This window comes from Bacillus sp. EU63 (assembly GCF_038592915.1).
GTDB classification, from domain to species: Bacteria; Bacillota; Bacilli; order Bacillales; family Bacillaceae; genus Bacillus; species Bacillus velezensis.
The window spans coordinates 1,964,836-1,982,199 of record NZ_CP151944.1; the positions used below are offsets into that span (position 1 = coordinate 1,964,836).

General features: G+C 50.4%; 1 protein-coding gene and 2 pseudogenes. All 3 read right to left on the reverse strand.

Features of this window, described 5'->3' with window-relative positions:
• Nucleotides 1-4: 4 nt before the first annotated feature.
• The gene (locus tag NYE38_RS09570; protein WP_017417919.1) at nt 5-3,808 is read right to left on the reverse strand and encodes a non-ribosomal peptide synthetase; all 3,804 of its coding nucleotides are present in this window, start codon (nt 3,806-3,808) and stop codon (nt 5-7) included.
• Between the two features lie 18 nt (nt 3,809-3,826).
• Nucleotides 3,827-14,600 (reverse strand): annotated as a pseudogene (locus NYE38_RS09575) (amino acid adenylation domain-containing protein).
• Between the two features lie 25 nt (nt 14,601-14,625).
• Nucleotides 14,626-17,214 (reverse strand): annotated as a pseudogene (locus tag NYE38_RS09580) (condensation domain-containing protein); the annotation flags it as partial.
• Between the last annotated feature and the right edge of the window lie 150 nt (nt 17,215-17,364).

A 17,364-nucleotide genomic window follows, 5' to 3' on the forward strand; every position in this document is an offset into this window, starting at 1 on the left:
GATGTTACAGATTCCGCGCCAAGCGTCTTCCGCTGTTTGCAATGATGTCCAGTATGACCTCAGCATTCTGCTGTGCAAAGGCGGGTTCAAACATATCTTTATGGGCGCCCCCGCCTTGATATTCCTGATAGAGTCCCGTTGTGGCGCCTTCCCATTTCATCGGCTCGGTCTTATCACTGTGCTCTTCCTTTATGCCGGCCTCGATAAAATGGAGGTTTGCCGCGATTTGGCCGTCATTTATCAGTTCCGCCCAGTACGTTTGATAGCGCTCTGTTTTTCGGATGACCGCTTCCCTGACGGCTTCCGGGACATTTTCGGCTGTTGCGTTTGTTGGCTGCGGCGGCAATGTGTCAAGCTTTCTGTACGCGTCTGCGATAATGACGTCGCTGATTTCTAAGCCGCGCTTTTCCATCGCTTTTGCCGCCTCGAATGCCGTATTGCCGCCTGCCGAATATCCGAAGAGGATATAAGGGCCTTCCGGCTGGATTTCCAGCATTTTATCAATGTATTGTTCCATTCTGCTGTCTTCTTCAATAAAGTTAAAACCGTACACAGCAGCCCGTCCATTTAATGCCGCCGCAAGATCTTTAAAGAAAATGCCGAAACCTGAGATAGGCGGAAAACAGAAAAGATTGCGGCCTTTCGACTGGTTCAGTCTGCTGATATGCTGCTCTGCAGCTTCTGTCAGTGTGTTTGAATACAGCTTTTCAGCCAATTGTTCAATTGTCGGATATTCAAATATCATTTCAATCGGCACATCCATTTGCTGCCTGGTCTTCAGCTGATGAATCACTTGCAATGCTTTCAAAGAATGGCCGCCCAGCTCAAAGAAGTCATCCTGTATGCCCAGCTCCCTGCAGCCGAGGATCGGCGTCCAAATGTCGATCAGCTCACGCTCTACCCAGTTTCGTGGCGGAACGGCTTTTGATGACGTTTTTTTCCGTTCTGGCGCAGGCAGCCCGCGGCGGTCCACTTTGCCGTTTGCGGTAAGCGGCATACGGTCAAGCTTCATCACATACTGAGGAATCATATAGTCGGGAAGCGACCTGGCCAACAGGGATCGAATGGCTCTTTCTTCAACATGTGCGCCTGTATAATACGCACAAAGGATTGCTTCTTGTCCTTCGTCTGACACGATGACTGCCGCTTCCCTGATTCCATCAATTTCAGTCAAGCGCGCTTCGATTTCGGCCGGCTCAATCCGCTTCCCGCGAATCTTGAATTGGCGGTCGATACGGCTGATGTATCCGATGCTTCCATCAGGCAGCCAGTGTGCCAAGTCGCCTGTTTTGTAGATCTTTTCTTCAGGATGAACCGGGTGGCTGACAAACGCTTCACTTGTTAAGTCAGGCCTGTTTAAATAGCCTTTGGCAACCCCGTCACCGCCGACACAAAGCTCACCGGGCACGCCGATCGGCGCAAGTCCGCCATTTTTATCAATGATATACGCGGTTGAATTGCTGATCGGTTTTCCGATTGGGATCGGCTGAGAAAAATCGTGCCTGATTTCGTAAAAGGTGGAAAACGTCGTATTTTCCGTCGGTCCGTATATGTTATAAAGGCTGAGATTCGGACAGCGGTGTCTGACCTTATTGATGAGCGCCGGGGACAATGCTTCTCCGCCGACATATAAGGTGTGCAACCCAGAAAACATCTCCGGATCTGCCTGGGCGAACTGGTTAAAGAGCGCCGTCGTCAAAAACAGAATCGTAATACGGTTGGAAGAAAGATAATTGCCGAACCTCTCAGGGGCAAGCATTGTCGAGCGGTCAACCACATGAAGACATGCTCCGTTCAAAAGCGCTCCGAAGATTTCAAACGTCACTGCATCAAAACCGATGGACCCTGTCAGAATGAGACGGTCCGACATGCCAGCCGACGTGTAATTGCTGTTTGACACGAGCGATACGACGTTTCGGTTGGAAATCATCACGCCCTTCGGTTTTCCTGTTGAACCGGATGTATACATAATATAGGCAAGGTCATCAGGTGCTGTATCGGTATTCAGTTTTCCCGCATCAGGTGTTTGTTTTTCAGCTGCAGCCGGGATAGAGATGATGTGAGAAAAGTCAATGTCAGTCTCAATTCCTTTTTGTACCGTTAACAGCTGTGCTCCGCTCTCAGTGAGCATATCGGCGATCCTGTCGGTTGGCAGTTCTGCATCAAGAGGAAGGTACGTCCCTCCCGCTTTCAATACAGCGAGAACAGCGATGATAAATTCCGGTGAGCGTTCGGCCAGAATCCCGGCAATTCCCTTTGGCGCCAAACCGTTTTCCAGCAGGGTGCGGGCGAATGCAGTTGACCGTTCATCGAGCTCCCTGTACGTCATCGTCAGCCCGCCGGCGTGAAGCGCCTGATGGTCCGGGGTTTTCTTCACCTGTCGGCTGAACAGGCTGATGATGCTTTCATCTCTTTCATAAGTTGTTTTCGTGTCATTAAATTCGCCGATTATTCTTGATTTTTCCTTTTGTCCGAGCATCGGAAGCCGATCAGCCGGAACATCGGGATTGAAGGCGGCGCCGCGCAGAGCTTCTTCCAAGTGTCCTTTTACGCTCTCTATCCATACTTCGTCATAAACGTTCGCATTGTAGCTGAATTTGATGAGCAGCTCATCGCCAGGCGCTATGATGAGGTTAAAATCGTAGCCCGATTGTTCCGAAACGTTGACATTCCCGATCCGGAACGGTGCATCCGATTCCTTTTCCGCGTCTTTCATCTGCTGCTGAATCGGATAATTTTCAAACACGATAATATGGTCAATTAAATCCTGTTTCAGCTCAGTCTGCGATTGGATGTCAGCAAGCGGATGATAGCTGAACGCCTCTGAGTCAAGCATTTCTTTCTGCAAGCGGCCCAGCAGTTCTCTAAAGCTTTCGTCACCCGTTTTAATGCGTACCGGAACGGTATTGATAAACAGCCCGATCATGCTTTCCACGCCGTCAATGACGGAAGGCCGCCCTGATACGACGGCGCCGAATACGGCATCGTCCGTCCGGTTGTAGCGCTGCAGCATCAGGCCCCATACAGTCTGCATAAGAACCGCGAGCGTAGCGCCCTCTTCTTTGGCGATGGTTTTCAGCTTGTCCGTCAGGTTTTGATCTATAGAAAACAGCAGCTCTTCCTTGCGGTAGCCTTTTTCCTGGGGACGGGCCGATATTTTCGGGAGTCCTGAGGGTGTCTCGCAGCCTGCTAAATATCCTTTCCAATACTCAGAAGCCGCGTCTTTGTCCTGATCAGTCAGCCATGTAATATAAGTGCTGTAAGGCTTTGCGGGTGCCAGTGTGACGGGTGAGCCTGATTCAATCGCCCGGTACATATGCATGAATTCCTGAAGGACGATGCCGAGGCACCAGCCGTCCATAAGGATGTGATGGTGGCTCCAGACGCATACATATTTTTCGTCAGCCGTTTTAAACAAAGAAACACGCATCAGCATATCCTTTTGCAAGTCAAAGCCTTTTAAGCGGTCACGTTCCTTAAATCGCTGTAAATAGATGCTCTGTTCCGCTTCGTCCAAATGTGTAAGATCTTCGCGGTGCAGCCGGAATTCCCGCTCACGCAGCACAACTTGGCGGGGGCCGTTCAGCTGAGCGACATGAGGTAAAAAAACCGTTCTGAAAATATCGTGGCGGCTGATGACAGACTGTACGCTTTGCTCAAACAATTCCGGACGAAGCCGGCCTTTTATGGTGAAGACGGATTGCTCGATATATGCAGCCCCCTCCTTTTGCAGAAAGGAATGAAAAAGCATTCCTTCCTGCATTCGGCTGAGGGGATAAATATTTTGGATATTTTTTGTTTTGTCCATGTGTTCCTCCCGCTCGGTTTAGTGGAAGCTGAGTAAGTCGGCAATATCCTGCAATGCTTCCTCAGTCAGCTCCCGATCATCAAAGTCACTGACGGTCTTCTCCGTATCGGTTTTGCCGAGGCAGTGTTCCGACAGTTTCAGGAGATAATATCGGCAGCTTTCGGACAGCCGTTCGATCGTATCTTGCCGGAAGCGCTCCGTTTCATAGGAAATGCTGACGGTCATCCGGCCTTTTGCCGCAATCGCGCTGATTTCAAGTGACTGCTCCCGTTTCCATGTATCTGTCACATCATCTCCGCCTCCCAAAGGAGAAAACTGAAACGCGTCAGGCTGTTCCGTTTCTGCCGGGTTCCCGCCGGGCGCATCGAATTGTCCGAGATAATTAAAGCTGATCTCCGGTGCTTTCCCGAAAGTCATCCCGGCAAGCTTCGGCGGTGTTAAATATTTGAGGACGCCGTATCCGTTCCCTTTATCCGGAATGCGCCGCAATGTGTCTTTGACGGTTTTCAATGTGCGAATTTCATATTCTTCAAGAGGTTCATAAGCTCCGCTCCGGAAAAGCACCGGGTAAATGGAAGTGAACCACCCCACTGTCCTGCTGATGTCCGCACCTGCCTGCTCCGATTGGCGTCCGTGTCCTTCAAGGGCGATTTTCAAAGCGTGCCGCGGCGACCACTTTTGAATGGCAAGCACGGCGGAAGCCAAAAGCACATCTTGCGTATCCGTATTGTAGGCGCTGTGTACATCTTTCAACAGGGCGTCCGTTTCACTTTCTGTCAGAGTGAAGGATACCGTGTTCCGTTTTTTTGCAGGAGTTTGAGATAAATCTGCCTGTTCGTAAGGAAGACTTTCTGTTTCATAGTGTTCAATCTCCCGCCAATACTCCGCCTGCTGAAGAAGCTGTTTACTTTCGGCATAATCGGCCAGCTGCTCCGTATATGTTTTGAATGACATGGTTTTCGGAGGGAGTTTGATTTCCTGTCCAGAGATGGCCTGTTCATAAGCAGAAGCCAAGTCTTCCAATAAAATCCGCCATGATATCCCGTCGACAGCGAGATGATGGACCGTCAGAAACAAGTAATCTTCTGCTTCAGAGCGGAACAGCCCCGCCTGTACCAGCGGCCCGTTCTCTAAATCCATGTTTCTCTGAAGCTCTGCGACGCGGCGTTTTACAAAACGTTCCTTCTCATGCTCATCGCCTTCCGTTTCTAAAATGGTCAGGCTGTAAAGCTGTTCATCTGCGAGGTCAGCCGGTCTGTTGAAGAGGAGAAGACCTTTCTCTTCGTCTTTTTTGCAGACAAGGCGCAAGGAATCATGATGAACGGTAATGGCTTTTAACGTTTTCCTCAGGGCCTCTTCATCTATTGAATTTGTTCTCGTCAGCATGACGGACTGGTTAAAATGGTTTGCTTCCTTCATGTCTTGTGTGAAGAACCATTTGTGGACCGGCGACCACTTCACTTCTCCTTCTGCAGGAGCTTGGCTGACCGGCTGCCGCTCTGTACGGACATAAGGCGCCAGCTCTCTAATTGTCGGCCGGCTGAAAATATCTTTTACGGCGATTTGTTTTCCTGCCTGATGTAATCGGGCTGATACTTGCAGGGCTTTGATGGAATCGCCGCCCAGTTCAAAAAATGATTGATCCGCGGCAATATTTTCAGTCCCGAGCACTTCGCTCCAAATCGCGGAAAGCTCTTTTTCCATGTCGCTTTCAGGCTCGGTAAATGCCCGTCCGGTGTGCGCTTTTTTCTGCGGCTCAGGAAGCGCGCGGCGGTCAAGCTTCCCGTTCGGTGTGACAGGCAGGGCTTCAAGTGTTTCAAAGAACGCCGGCACCATATAAGCGGGCATTTCATTTCTGAGCGCCTGCTGCACGGTTTCACTTTCTGTTCCTTCTTCTGTCACGATATAAGCGCATAGTTCCGTTTGGCCTGCTGATGCGGGCAGAGCGGTGACGGCTGCTTCTTTGACACCTTTTATGCCTGTTAAGGCGGATTCAATTTCTTTCAGTTCCACCCGGTAGCCTCTGATTTTGACTTGCTCGTCCATTCGGCCGATATATTGCAGCGTGCCGTCCGGCAGCCATTTTGCCAAGTCGCCCGTGCGGTACATGCGCCGGTTCTTCCGGAACGGGTCTTGGACAAAGGCTTGAGCCGTTTGCTTAGGAAGATTGCGGTACCCTCTTGCAAGGCCGGAACCCGAAATGCAAAGTTCTCCCGTTACACCGATCGGCTGCGGGTGATCTCCGTTTAAAATATAAACGTGTGAATGCTCAATCGGACGGCCGATCGTGATGTTCTCACTTTGTTCTATATGTCTTGCCGCTGTAGTGGCGACGCTGTTTTCCGTCGGTCCGTACTCATTGGCAAGCTCAGTGTGTGGACAAACTGATAAACTGCGGCTGATAACGTTTTGGTCGACGGCTTCTCCCGCTAATGTGACAATCCGGAGAGACTCGGCATCACCCGGCTCCAGTACGTCAAGCAGTGTGCGATACAGCACGGGAACAATGATCATGTGAGTGATGCGGTAAGATGCAAGATAGTGTTTAATAGCAAGAATATCTTTCGCTTCATCTTCAGCTAAAACGGCCGCTTTCGCACCGGAAATCAGCGGTGTGAACATGCTTGTTACAAAACCGTCAAATGAAAATGAAAAGAGCTGAAGAATCGTATCTTTCTCATTCAGATCATAAAATCCGCTCCGCCATTGAAGGGTTTGGCTGACGGAACGATGTTCGACCATAACCCCTTTCGGCCTGCCTGTCGTCCCGGACGTGTAAATGATGTAAGCCAAATCTTCCGGTGCTGATAATGACTGAACCGGTGATGCGTCTTGTTCTTGGATATCCTCCAGTGCGAGCACTTCACCTTTAAAATGATCAGGCACTTGATCTATTGCGCCGTGTACGGTAAGGAGAAGCGCTGTGCCGCTGTCTGAGATGATATATCGCTTGCGTTCCTCCGGGTATTCAGGATCTATCGGGACGTAGGCGCCCCCGGCTTTCCAAACCCCGAAGACTGCGGCGACTTGTTCCGGTGATCTTGGTATCACAATGCCGACGGCGGCATCCGGTCCGATCTGCCGTTTTTGCAGAGCTCTGGCGATTTTATTCGACCATTCATCTAATTCTTTATATGTGATTAAAGTTTCCCCGCTGATAAGGGCTGCCGCATCCGGTGTTTTTCGCGCCTGGGTGATGAACAGTTCATGAACTGTTTTTTCAGGCAGCTGTTGATCCGCCATGCCGTTAAAGTCCGAAAGAATCCGGTTCCGTTCCGGAGCAGTCAGCATGCTGATCGCTTGTATAGAAGTTTCCGGTTCACGGACAATGTGTTCAAGCATCGTCATAAAGTGGGAAGCCCAGCGCTGCATCGTTTCTTTCCGGAATAATGACGCCGCATATTCAAACAGAAAATGAATCTGTCCCCCGCCTTCAGAAGCCTGCAAAGTGACATCAAATTTGGAAACCGGACGGGACACGTCCGCATTCTGAATATGCAAACCGTCCAACAGCAGTTCCTCATGCTCCATATTCTGAACGACAAGCATGGCGTCAAACAGCGGATTGCGGCTCATGTCCCGCTGCACGCCGAGCCGTTCCACAAGCTCTTCAAACGGGTAGTCCTGATGCTCATACGCTTCAAGCGCCGCCTGGCGGACTTCCGCCAAGTAATCGGTAAACCGTTTGTCTCCTTTCGGCTCCGTTCTGATGGCCAGCGTGTTGACGAACATGCCGAGAATCGGTTCAAGGTCTTTGTGCGGACGCCCGGCAATCGGCGAGCCTACGATGATGTCTTCCTGCCCGCTCAATCGCGCGAGTAACGTATTGTACGCGGCGAGAAGCACCATATACAAAGTGGAGCCGTGATCGCGTGCGATGCGGTGAAGGCCGGATGCCGTTTCAGCGTCAAGCGTGCACGATACGCTGCCGCCCGCAAAGCTTCTGACAGCCGGACGGGGCTTGTCAGCCGGAAGCTCAAGCACCGGAAGCTCTCCTTCTAGCCGCTTCAGCCAATACGCTTCCTGCTTCTGATATCCTTCTTTCTCCTGAAACGACCGCTGCCAGACGGCATAGTCTTTATATTGAAGGCGCATCGGCGCAAGCGAACGGCCTGCGTACAGCTCGCCGAATTCTTTAATCAAGGTGTTGACGGACACACCGTCAGAAATAATATGATGCATATCCGTTAATAAAAGATGACGTTCGTCTGATTCTTTCACGAGGGCCGCACGGAAGAGCGGCGCTTCCTCCAGACAAAACGGCCGGACGAATGCGTCAGCTGACTCGGCCTCATCCAGCTGAAACGGTACGCTGTCATGGATGCGCTGCACCGGTTCACCGTCAGGCCCCGTTTCAAAGGACGTTCTGAGCGACTCATGCCGCTCCACAAGCTGCCGGAACGTCTCCTCCAGCCGGCCGCGGTCAAGCGGGCCCGTCAGTTCCAGCACAGCCGGCATATTGTAGCCGACACCGCCGTCTTCAAGCTGTTGGAGCACATACATCCGTTTCTGCGCCGAAGACACCGGGTAGGTGTCCTGTTTTTGCGCAGGCTGAATCGCTTCATACGGGCTCTCTTCCAAGTCCTGAATAACCGAAGCGAGCTCTTCCACCGTCGGCCGGGCGAAGATGTCCTGTAACGGCACCTGAACACCGAACTCTTTGGCGATGCGGGAGACAAGAGCCGTCGCTTTTAACGAATGGCCGCCCCGCTCAAAAAAGTGATCCCGGATGCCGACGGGGCCGTTTTTCAGCACCTCTTCCCAAAGGGCGCAAAGCTTCATTTCCGTGACGTTCCGCGGGGCGGTGTACGCCTGTCTGTCTGCCGCTCCGCCGGGAGCCGGCAGCGCGCGGCGGTCAAGTTTTCCGCTCGGCGTGACCGGCCACTCGGTCATCTTTATGAACTGAGCCGGCATCATGTAGGCCGGAAGGCGTGTCGCAAGCTCCGCCCGCACGTCATCGCTTTTTCGTCCTTCAATATAGGCGTAAAGCGCGGTTTCGCCGTGTTCGGTCCGGGCGGTGACCGCCGCCTCACGAATGCCGTCGATGCGCCGGATCGCCGCTTCGATTTCTCCCGGTTCAATCCGGTAGCCGCGGACTTTCACCTGTCCGTCTGAACGGCCGAGCCATTCGACAAGGCCGTCTTCTGTCCAGCGTGCGATATCTCCCGTCTGATACATGCGTTCTCCCGGATAAAACGGATCATCGAGAAAACGCTCCTCCGTCAGCTCAGGCCGGTTCAGATAGCCGCGGGCCACCCCTGTCCCCGCGATGTACAGCTCTCCGATACAGCCCGGCGGCAGAAGCTGTTTCTTTTGATTTAAAATATACAGCCGCATGTTATGTCCGGAACTGCCGATCGGAACATTGTGAAATTCCTTTCCTTGCGGCAAATCGAAGTACGCCGCTTCTACCGTCGCTTCCGTCGGACCGTAGGAATTTGTCAATTCCGTTCCCGGCAGAAGGTCATAAAAACGGGAAACCAAGTGCGGGCCCAATTGTTCGCCCCCGGCAAAAACCCTTTTTAAGCAGGTCTTTTTGATCGGCTGTTTTCTGGAATTTATATATTCCAAGAAAGCATGAAGCATGGATGGCACAAAATGAGCTGCCGTTATGCGGTTTTTCTCCAATGCGTTCAGTATCATTTCAGGGTCTTTCTCGCCGCCTTGCGGAAGGAGAAAAACAGAAGCTCCCGCGATCGGCCACCAAAACAGCTCCCAAATCGAAGCATCGAAAGAGTATGATGTTTTATGCAAAATGGTGTCGGAATCCTTTAATCCATAACGCGTTTGCAGCGAGTATAAAAAGTTTACGGCTGACTGATGTTCAACCTGCACGCCTTTTGGGCGTCCCGTAGAACCGGATGTATAGATGATATAAGCCAATGAATCAGGTTTTACCGGAACATTGGGGTTGGCCGCAGCTTCAGGGTTTCCTGTTTGTCCGCTTTTCAGAGAGATCATTTCTCCCTCAAAAAGATCTGCAGCCAAAAGTTCTGGTTCTGCCAGTAAGAATTTCACGCCGCTGTCTTTCAGTAAAAAGCGAATCCGCTCTTTGGGGTAATCCGGATCAATCGGCAGATATGCACCGCCTGCTTTTAAGACAGCGTAAATGCCGATCAGCATGTCAGGAGAACGCCGGCCCATAATGGCAGTTTTATCCTCCAGCCTTATCCCCCGCTTGATCAGCTGATGCGCAAGCTCGTTTGCCCTTTCGTTCAGTTCCTGATACGTAATCGAAATGTCATCAGTTAAAATCGCCGGACGGTCCGGCGTTTTTTCCGCCTGCTGTTCCAGCAGATCATGAAGAGGCTGATGAAGCGGAAACGCTGTTTTCTGCAAGGGGCTGAAATCTTGAAGCAGAGACGCTTCTTCTTTTTCTGTCAAAACAGATATATCGTCTAATTCCAAGCCCGGATCAGCCGCGGCGTTTTCGGCAAGTGTCGTAAAAAATCCCGCCCATTTTTGAATCGTTTTTCTCTTAAACAAATCGGTGCTGTATTCAAACTGGCAGTACAATTCACCGGCGTTTTCAGAGATGTACAGCGATAAGTCAAATTTAGAAATCGGCAGGCTGACGTCTGCCGGCTGCAGTTCAAGTCCGGCTGCCCTAAGCTTCTGCTGTTCCATATTTTGCAGCGCAAATGTTGTGTCAAACAGCGGATTTCGGGACATGTCCCGCGGCACACCGAGCTTATCGACGAGCTCTTCTAACGGGTAATCCTGATGTTCGTAAGCCTCAAGCGCTGTTTGGCGAATTTCCTTTAAATATTCTTTGAATGTCATGCTTCCGTCGGGACGCGTCCTGAAAGCAAGCGTATTGACAAACATGCCCAGAACGGCGTCAAGGTCGGCATGAGGCCTCCCTGCAATCGGAGACCCGACAATCATATCTTCCTGTCCGCTTAAACGGGCTAACAGAACCGTGTACACACCAAGCAGCGTCATATACAGTGTGCATTTGTTTTCTTTCGCTAGCTTTTTCAACTGTGCTGTATGTTTTTCATTGATGACAAATGACACCCGGTCTCCGGAAAAGCTCCGCACCGGGGGACGCGGCTTATCAGCCGGCAATTCAAGCACGGGAATCTCACCGGCAAGCCGGTTCAGCCAGTACTCCTCTTGTTTCCGATATGCGGCGCCCGCCATAAATGATTGCTGCCAGACGGCATAATCTTTGTATTGAATCCGTAACGGCGGCAGACTTCTCTCAGCATACAGCTCACTGAATTCACGTATCAAAAGATTGACGGATACGCCGTCTGAAATAATATGATGCATGTCAGCTAAAAGCAGATGCCGATCTTTTTCTATTTGGACAAATCCCGCCCGGAAAAGGGGCGCTTTGCCGAGATCGAACGGCCGGATAAACGCTTCGGCTGATTGTTCTTTTGTAAATGCAAACGGCACTTCGTCATGAATTCTCTGCACGGGCAGGCCGTTTTTTTCTTCAAAGGACGTTCTGAGCGGTTCATGCCGCCGGATCAATTCCTTGAACACGGCTTCCATCCTGTCTCGGTCAAATGGCCCCTTCACCTCTAAAACGGCTGGAATGTTATAGCTGACACCGCCATTTTCAAGCTGGTGAAGGACATACATCCGTTTTTGGGCGGATGAGACAGGATATGTTTCTTTCGTTTCTGTCTTTTCTATGGATGCGAACGGGTTCTTCTGTTTCACTGATGATTTTGGCGAGTTCTCCTACAGTCGGATGGCTGAAGACATCGCTCAGCGGGATTTGCACACTGCACTCTTTAGCTATTTTTGCAACGAGTGCCGTCGCCTTTAATGAATGGCCGCCAAGCTCGAAAAAGTGATCGTGAACGCCGATCGGGCCGGTTTGAAGCACTTCTTCCCATATGCGGGTAAGCTTCAGCTCGGTCACATTCCGGGGAGCTGTATATCGACGGCCCGCTGCGTACGCCGAAGCTTCCGGAAGGGCCCGCTGATCGACTTTTCCGTTCGCAGTGAGCGGAATCGAGTCAACGAAAGCCCATTTGACCGGAATCATATAATCAGGCAGCTCTTTAGCCAAATCTCTTCGCAGCTGAGAAGGATCAGTCGCTTGTGAGACGCTGCAGTAAGCGCATAATTCATTTTCGCCCGACTCATTCGTTTGAATCAGAACGGCAGCTTCTTTCACGGCATGATGATTTGCCAGGACGGTTTCAATTTCCTTCGGTTCAATCCGGTACCCTCTGATCTTCACTTGATCATCTGTCCGGCCGATGTATTCAATTTGGCCGTCCGCACGCAGTCTTGCCAAATCTCCGGTCCGGTACATGACGGCGCCCTTTCTGAACGGATCGGGCAAAAATTTCTCTTCGGTCAGCGCCGGATTGTTCACATAGCCTCTTCCTGTATTCGCCCCGGAAATATACAATTCTCCCGCAATTCCGTGAGGCTGAAGCTGCCTGTTTTTGCTGAGAATATACATCTTGTTATGATGGATCGGTTTCCCGATCGGCGGATGTTCAGGTATGTCATCTCCCGCAGAAATCGTATACGTTGAAACCACATGAGTTTCTGACGGGCCGTAATGATTATGCAGATGCATACCGTGTAAACGGAGCGTCTGCCTGAACAAACGCGAAACGGTCAGCTGCTCCCCGGCCGTAATGACATGCTTCACACAGCGGGGAAAAGACTGTGCATAACCTTCTTCATTGAAAAGCATCTTGACAAACGCAGTCGGGAAAAACACCACTTCCGTGTTGTGCTGATCAATAAACGAAAACAGCTGAGAAACATCCCGTTTGATTGATTCCGGCACGATACAGAGGGTGCCGCCGCTCAAGAGTACTGAAAATAACTCCTGATAGCAGACGTCAAACGCCAAAGATGCGTACTGCAGCACATTTGTGCAAAAATCAATGTCTGTGTTCGTCAATTGGTGAGAAAGCAGGTTGGCCATATTTTTATGTTCGAGCAGCACGCCCTTCGGTTTCCCTGTCGTACCGGATGTATAAATCATATAAAGGAGGTCGTCCGCCGTATTAATGGATTGCACATTGCTTCCGTCCGCTTCCGTCCCGGCCTCTTCTATGTATGTAACTTGCAGCGTTTGTTCCGCGGGGACTGACTGATGCCGCTCTGTTACAACATGGACGCAGCCGCTGTTTTCAATGACATATCGGATACGCTCCTTTGGACTGCCCGGATCTATCGGGACAAAGGCGCCGCCCGCTTTTAAAATACCGAGAACAGCCGCCGCTAAAGAAGGGGAACGGCCGAGCATGACGCCTACCGGCTCCTCCCGCTTTAATCCGCGTTTTTGCAGCAGACGGGCCAGCTTATTAGCCGATTCATTCAGCTCTTTGTACGTCACTGACCCGCCTTCATACCGGATCGCGATTTGATCCGGCGTTTGTGCGGCCTGCCGTTCAAACATCGCATGAATCGTGTCATACTCAGGCATTTCAGTTTCTTCAGAAATCGGAGCAAGCAGCTGCTCTTTTTCCTCAGGAGTGATGATTTCAAGCTTGTCCGGCGTGATGTCCGGTTTGTCGAGAACTTGGGAGACGATGTGTGCCAAATGGCCTTTGATATTTTCGATAAATTGGCGGTCATACACGCTTGAATCGAATCTCATTTTCAAGTGAATCTCGTCACCCGGCGCCACCATCAGGTAAAAACTGTAATTGGTTTCGTCTTCCATGCTGAAATCATGGATGTGAAAAAGGTCTTTCGTGTCCCCCTTGCTGTTCAGCACATCAAGCTCCTGTTCAACCGGATAATTCTCAAAGACAAGAATGTGGTCAATTAAGCCTTGTTTTACCTGTGAATTCGCCTGTATGTCATAAAGCGGATGATAGCTGTAAGCCTGTCCTTTCAAAGCGTCCTTTTGCACGTTTTTGATCAGCTTTTGAAACGGGATGTCCGCCCCGCTGATCCGGACAGGCACGGTATTAATGAACAGGCCGATCATTCGCTCGATGCCTTCGATTTCAGACGGCCTTCCGGAAATGACAGAACCAAAAACCGCATCTTCTGTCTGGTTATACGCCTGAAGCAAAATGCCCCAGAGCGTGTGGAAAATGGTGCTCAGCGTGACCTCTTCTTTTACGGCCAGCTCTTTCAGCTTAGCCGTGTCCTCTTTTGAAAAGGAAAACGTCACTTCCTCTTGTCTGCTTTTACCGGCTTTTTTCTGCTTCGGCAGTACAGTCTGCTGCTCAAAGCCTTCAAGATACCGCTCCCAGTACGAAGCGGCTTTTTCTTTATCTTGCTCCATCAGCCACTTGATGTAGGTCCCGTACGGCACAGCGGGCTCAAGCGTTAACGGTGTCCGGCGGAGCCGCGAGGCGTATATCTGGAAGAACTCTTTCAGCACGATTCCGAGACACCAGCCATCCATAATGATGTGATGGAAACTCCATATGCACGTATATTCACATTCTCCGGTTTGAAGCAGCGTCACCCGCATCAGCATGTCTTTTTGCAGATGAAACCCTTTCTCACGGTCTCTTCGTTTGGCTTCTTCGATATACTTGATTTGATCAGCCTTATTTAAATTAGTGAGATTTTCCTCAATAATGCTGACGTTCCGCTCTTTTAATACGACCTGCTGCGGCACTGACACGTTCTGGCTGATAAAGATCGTTCTGAAAATATCATGTCTTTCGAAAAGGGCATGAACGCTCTCTTCAAACACGCGGGTGTCAACCTTCCCCGTTATTGAAAAGGAGGCCTGCTCGGCGTAAGCCTGTGATTCCTTTTGCAGGAGGGAATGAAAAAGCATTCCTTCCTGCATATAAGACAGCGGATAAATATCCTGAATTGCATTCTTTTTTGTCATGTTATAATCTCCCCGTCGCCTTTTTCTACAGTTCCTCGACAAAACTCGCTATGCTGTCCAAATCATCAGATGTTAACGTTTTGCTGCTAAAATCACTAACGGTTTTTTCTGCTTCCTCTTTGCCTGTGCAGTGCGCCATAATATCACGCAAATATTGCTGTAAAGTTTGCAGCAGATGTTCCATCGTTTCTTTGCGGAAGCGGCTCGGCGGATAGCTCAAACTGAAGTGCAGTTTATGTTGTGCAGCCATCGCGCTCATTTCCACCGCTTGTTCCCGCTGCCATGTCGGCGTGATGTCGTGCCCGCTCGCAAGACCGGATAAACTGAATGTGTGCTGATCTTCTGTATCATTGAATTGCCCTAAATAGTTAAAGCTGATTTCAGGCGCTTGTCTGAAGCGGATTGTTTTTTGTTCAGATGGTGTCATGTATTTTAAAATGCCGTAGCCTATTCCTTTATCCGGTATTCTTCCGAGTGTGTCTTTGACCGTTTTTACAGCCGTTCCAAGCTCAGCGCCTGCTGTGTTCAAGTCAATGAGCACCGGGTACATGGAGGTAAACCAGCCTACGGTGCGGCTGATGTCGAGCTCCGGCATGATGTGCTCTCTCCCGTGCCCTTCCATCGCGATGCGCAGTCTGCCGCCCCCTGTCCAGTCCCGTAAAGCCAAAGCTGCGGCAGTCAGAAGAATATCTTGCGTATCGGTATGGTAGGCCCGGTTGACCTGCTGAAGCAAAACGGACGTTTCTTCTTCTGTAAGCGTAAAGCTTACCGTTTGCCGAATGCTGTCGGCTCCCGTCTGATACTGCGGTTTTTCATAAGGAAGTTCGGCGGCTGTTTCCTCTTCAATAAAACGCCAATATTCTTCTTCACGCATCAGCTTGCTGCTTTTTGCGTATTCTGAAAGCCTTACGGCGTATTGCTTAAACGAATCGGTCTTTGGCGGAAGCTGGACCGGCTGACCTTTTACGGCTTGTGTGTAAGCGGCAGATAAATCCTCCAGCAGAATACGCCATGACACTCCGTCAACCGCCAGGTGATGTACGGTGATGAATAAATAATCCCCTGACCGGGTTTTGAACCAGCCGGCTTTTAATAACGGCCCTTTTTCAATATCCATCCGCTGTTGGAGCGCAGTAACTTCATCTTCTATTTCTCTTTCCCAAGTATCTGTCTCAGACAGATCCCAAATGTCCAAGCTGTACAGTTCATCTTTTTGAATACCGTGATTGATTTGTCTGATACTTTCGTTTTCTGAACTGACGGTGATCCGGAGTGCATCATGATGAATGACAAGATGCTCCAAAGCTTGTTTGAGCGGCTGTTTATGCAATGCGTCAGAGCTGAACATCATGACGGACTGATTGAAATGATTTCTGTTTTCCATCCGCTGTGATAAAAACCAGTGCTGAATGGGTGTCCAAGGTATGTCTCCTTCCACCGGCCGCTGATCGATGACTCTTTCCGCTTTCCGGATAAGAGGCGCGAGTTCCTTAATGGACGGATGCCGGAATAAGTCACTTGCCGTCATTTTCCGCCCATAGCGTCCGAGCCGTGCGGCAACTTGCAGCGCTTTGATTGAATCGCCGCCCAACTCAAAAAATGAGTCCTCAATCCCGACTTGTTTTGTGCCGAGCACTTCCTGCCAGATCACGGAAAGCTGTTCTTCAAGCTCATTGCGGGGAGCTGTGTACGCGGTTTGAAGCGCGAGCTGCGGTTCGGGCAGATTTTTCCGATCCAATTTACCGTTCGGCGTAAGCGGCAGCTTCTCAAGTTCCATCATATAGGCCGGAACCATGTAATTCGGCAGTTGCTTAGACAGTGAAGAACGCACTTTTTCTGTATCCATGTCCGCCTGCAGACTCATATATGCGATCAGTTCTTTATTGCCGGACTGCCCGGTTCTGACTGACACGGCAGCTTCTTTCACGCCGTCCAGGCTCCTCAGTGCGGCTTCAATCTCTCCCAGCTCGACCCGATAACCGCGGATTTTCACTTGATCATCCATCCGCCCGGCATATTCGATCGTTCCGTCCGGCAGCCAGCGGGCTAAATCTCCGGTGCGGTACATCCGTTCTCCTGGAACAAAAGGATTTGGGACGAATTTTTCTTCCGTCAGCTCAGGGCGGCCGAAGTATCCTCTTGCCACACCGTCTCCTCCAGTGCATAATTCGCCGATGACGCCGATCGGCTGCGGTGTTCCCCTGCTGTTTATGATATATGCGGTTGAATTTCCGACAGGGCGGCCGATCGGGATTGAATGATCGTATGATTGTTCAATCAAAAAGCAAGTCGAGAACGTCGTGTTTTCAGTCGGTCCGTATCCATTCCATACTGAGAGATGCGGCAGCGCATTCCGAACCCGGTTTACATGGCTCGGGGACAGTGCTTCCCCGCCGATAATCAATCGGGATAATCCGGAAAACACGTGTTCATTTTGTTCTGATAAATGGTTGAACAGAGACGATGTCAGCCACAGTGTCGTAATGCCGTTTTGCTGTATAAATGTTTCCAGAACATCAGAGTCGAGATAGGTTTCCTGGTCACTTACATATAAAGAAGCGCCGTTTAAAAGCGGACCGAATATTTCAAATGTCGTAACGTCAAATCCTAATGATGGGGTAGCGTCAGGAAAATGCGGATTTACAACGTTAAGGAAACCAAAATATAAAAAGTCTAATTTCTCGGTGTTATAAGTGAAAAATTAGGCTTTAGTTACTTCATTAAAGCGCCTGATTGTTGAAGACTAAAGTTTATATTCACCAAG

Excerpts from the sequence above, each read along its gene's own strand:
- NYE38_RS09570 (WP_017417919.1), bottom strand. The coding sequence starts at position 3,808 with ATGGACAAAACAAAAAATATCCAAAATATTTATCCCCTCAGCCGAATG.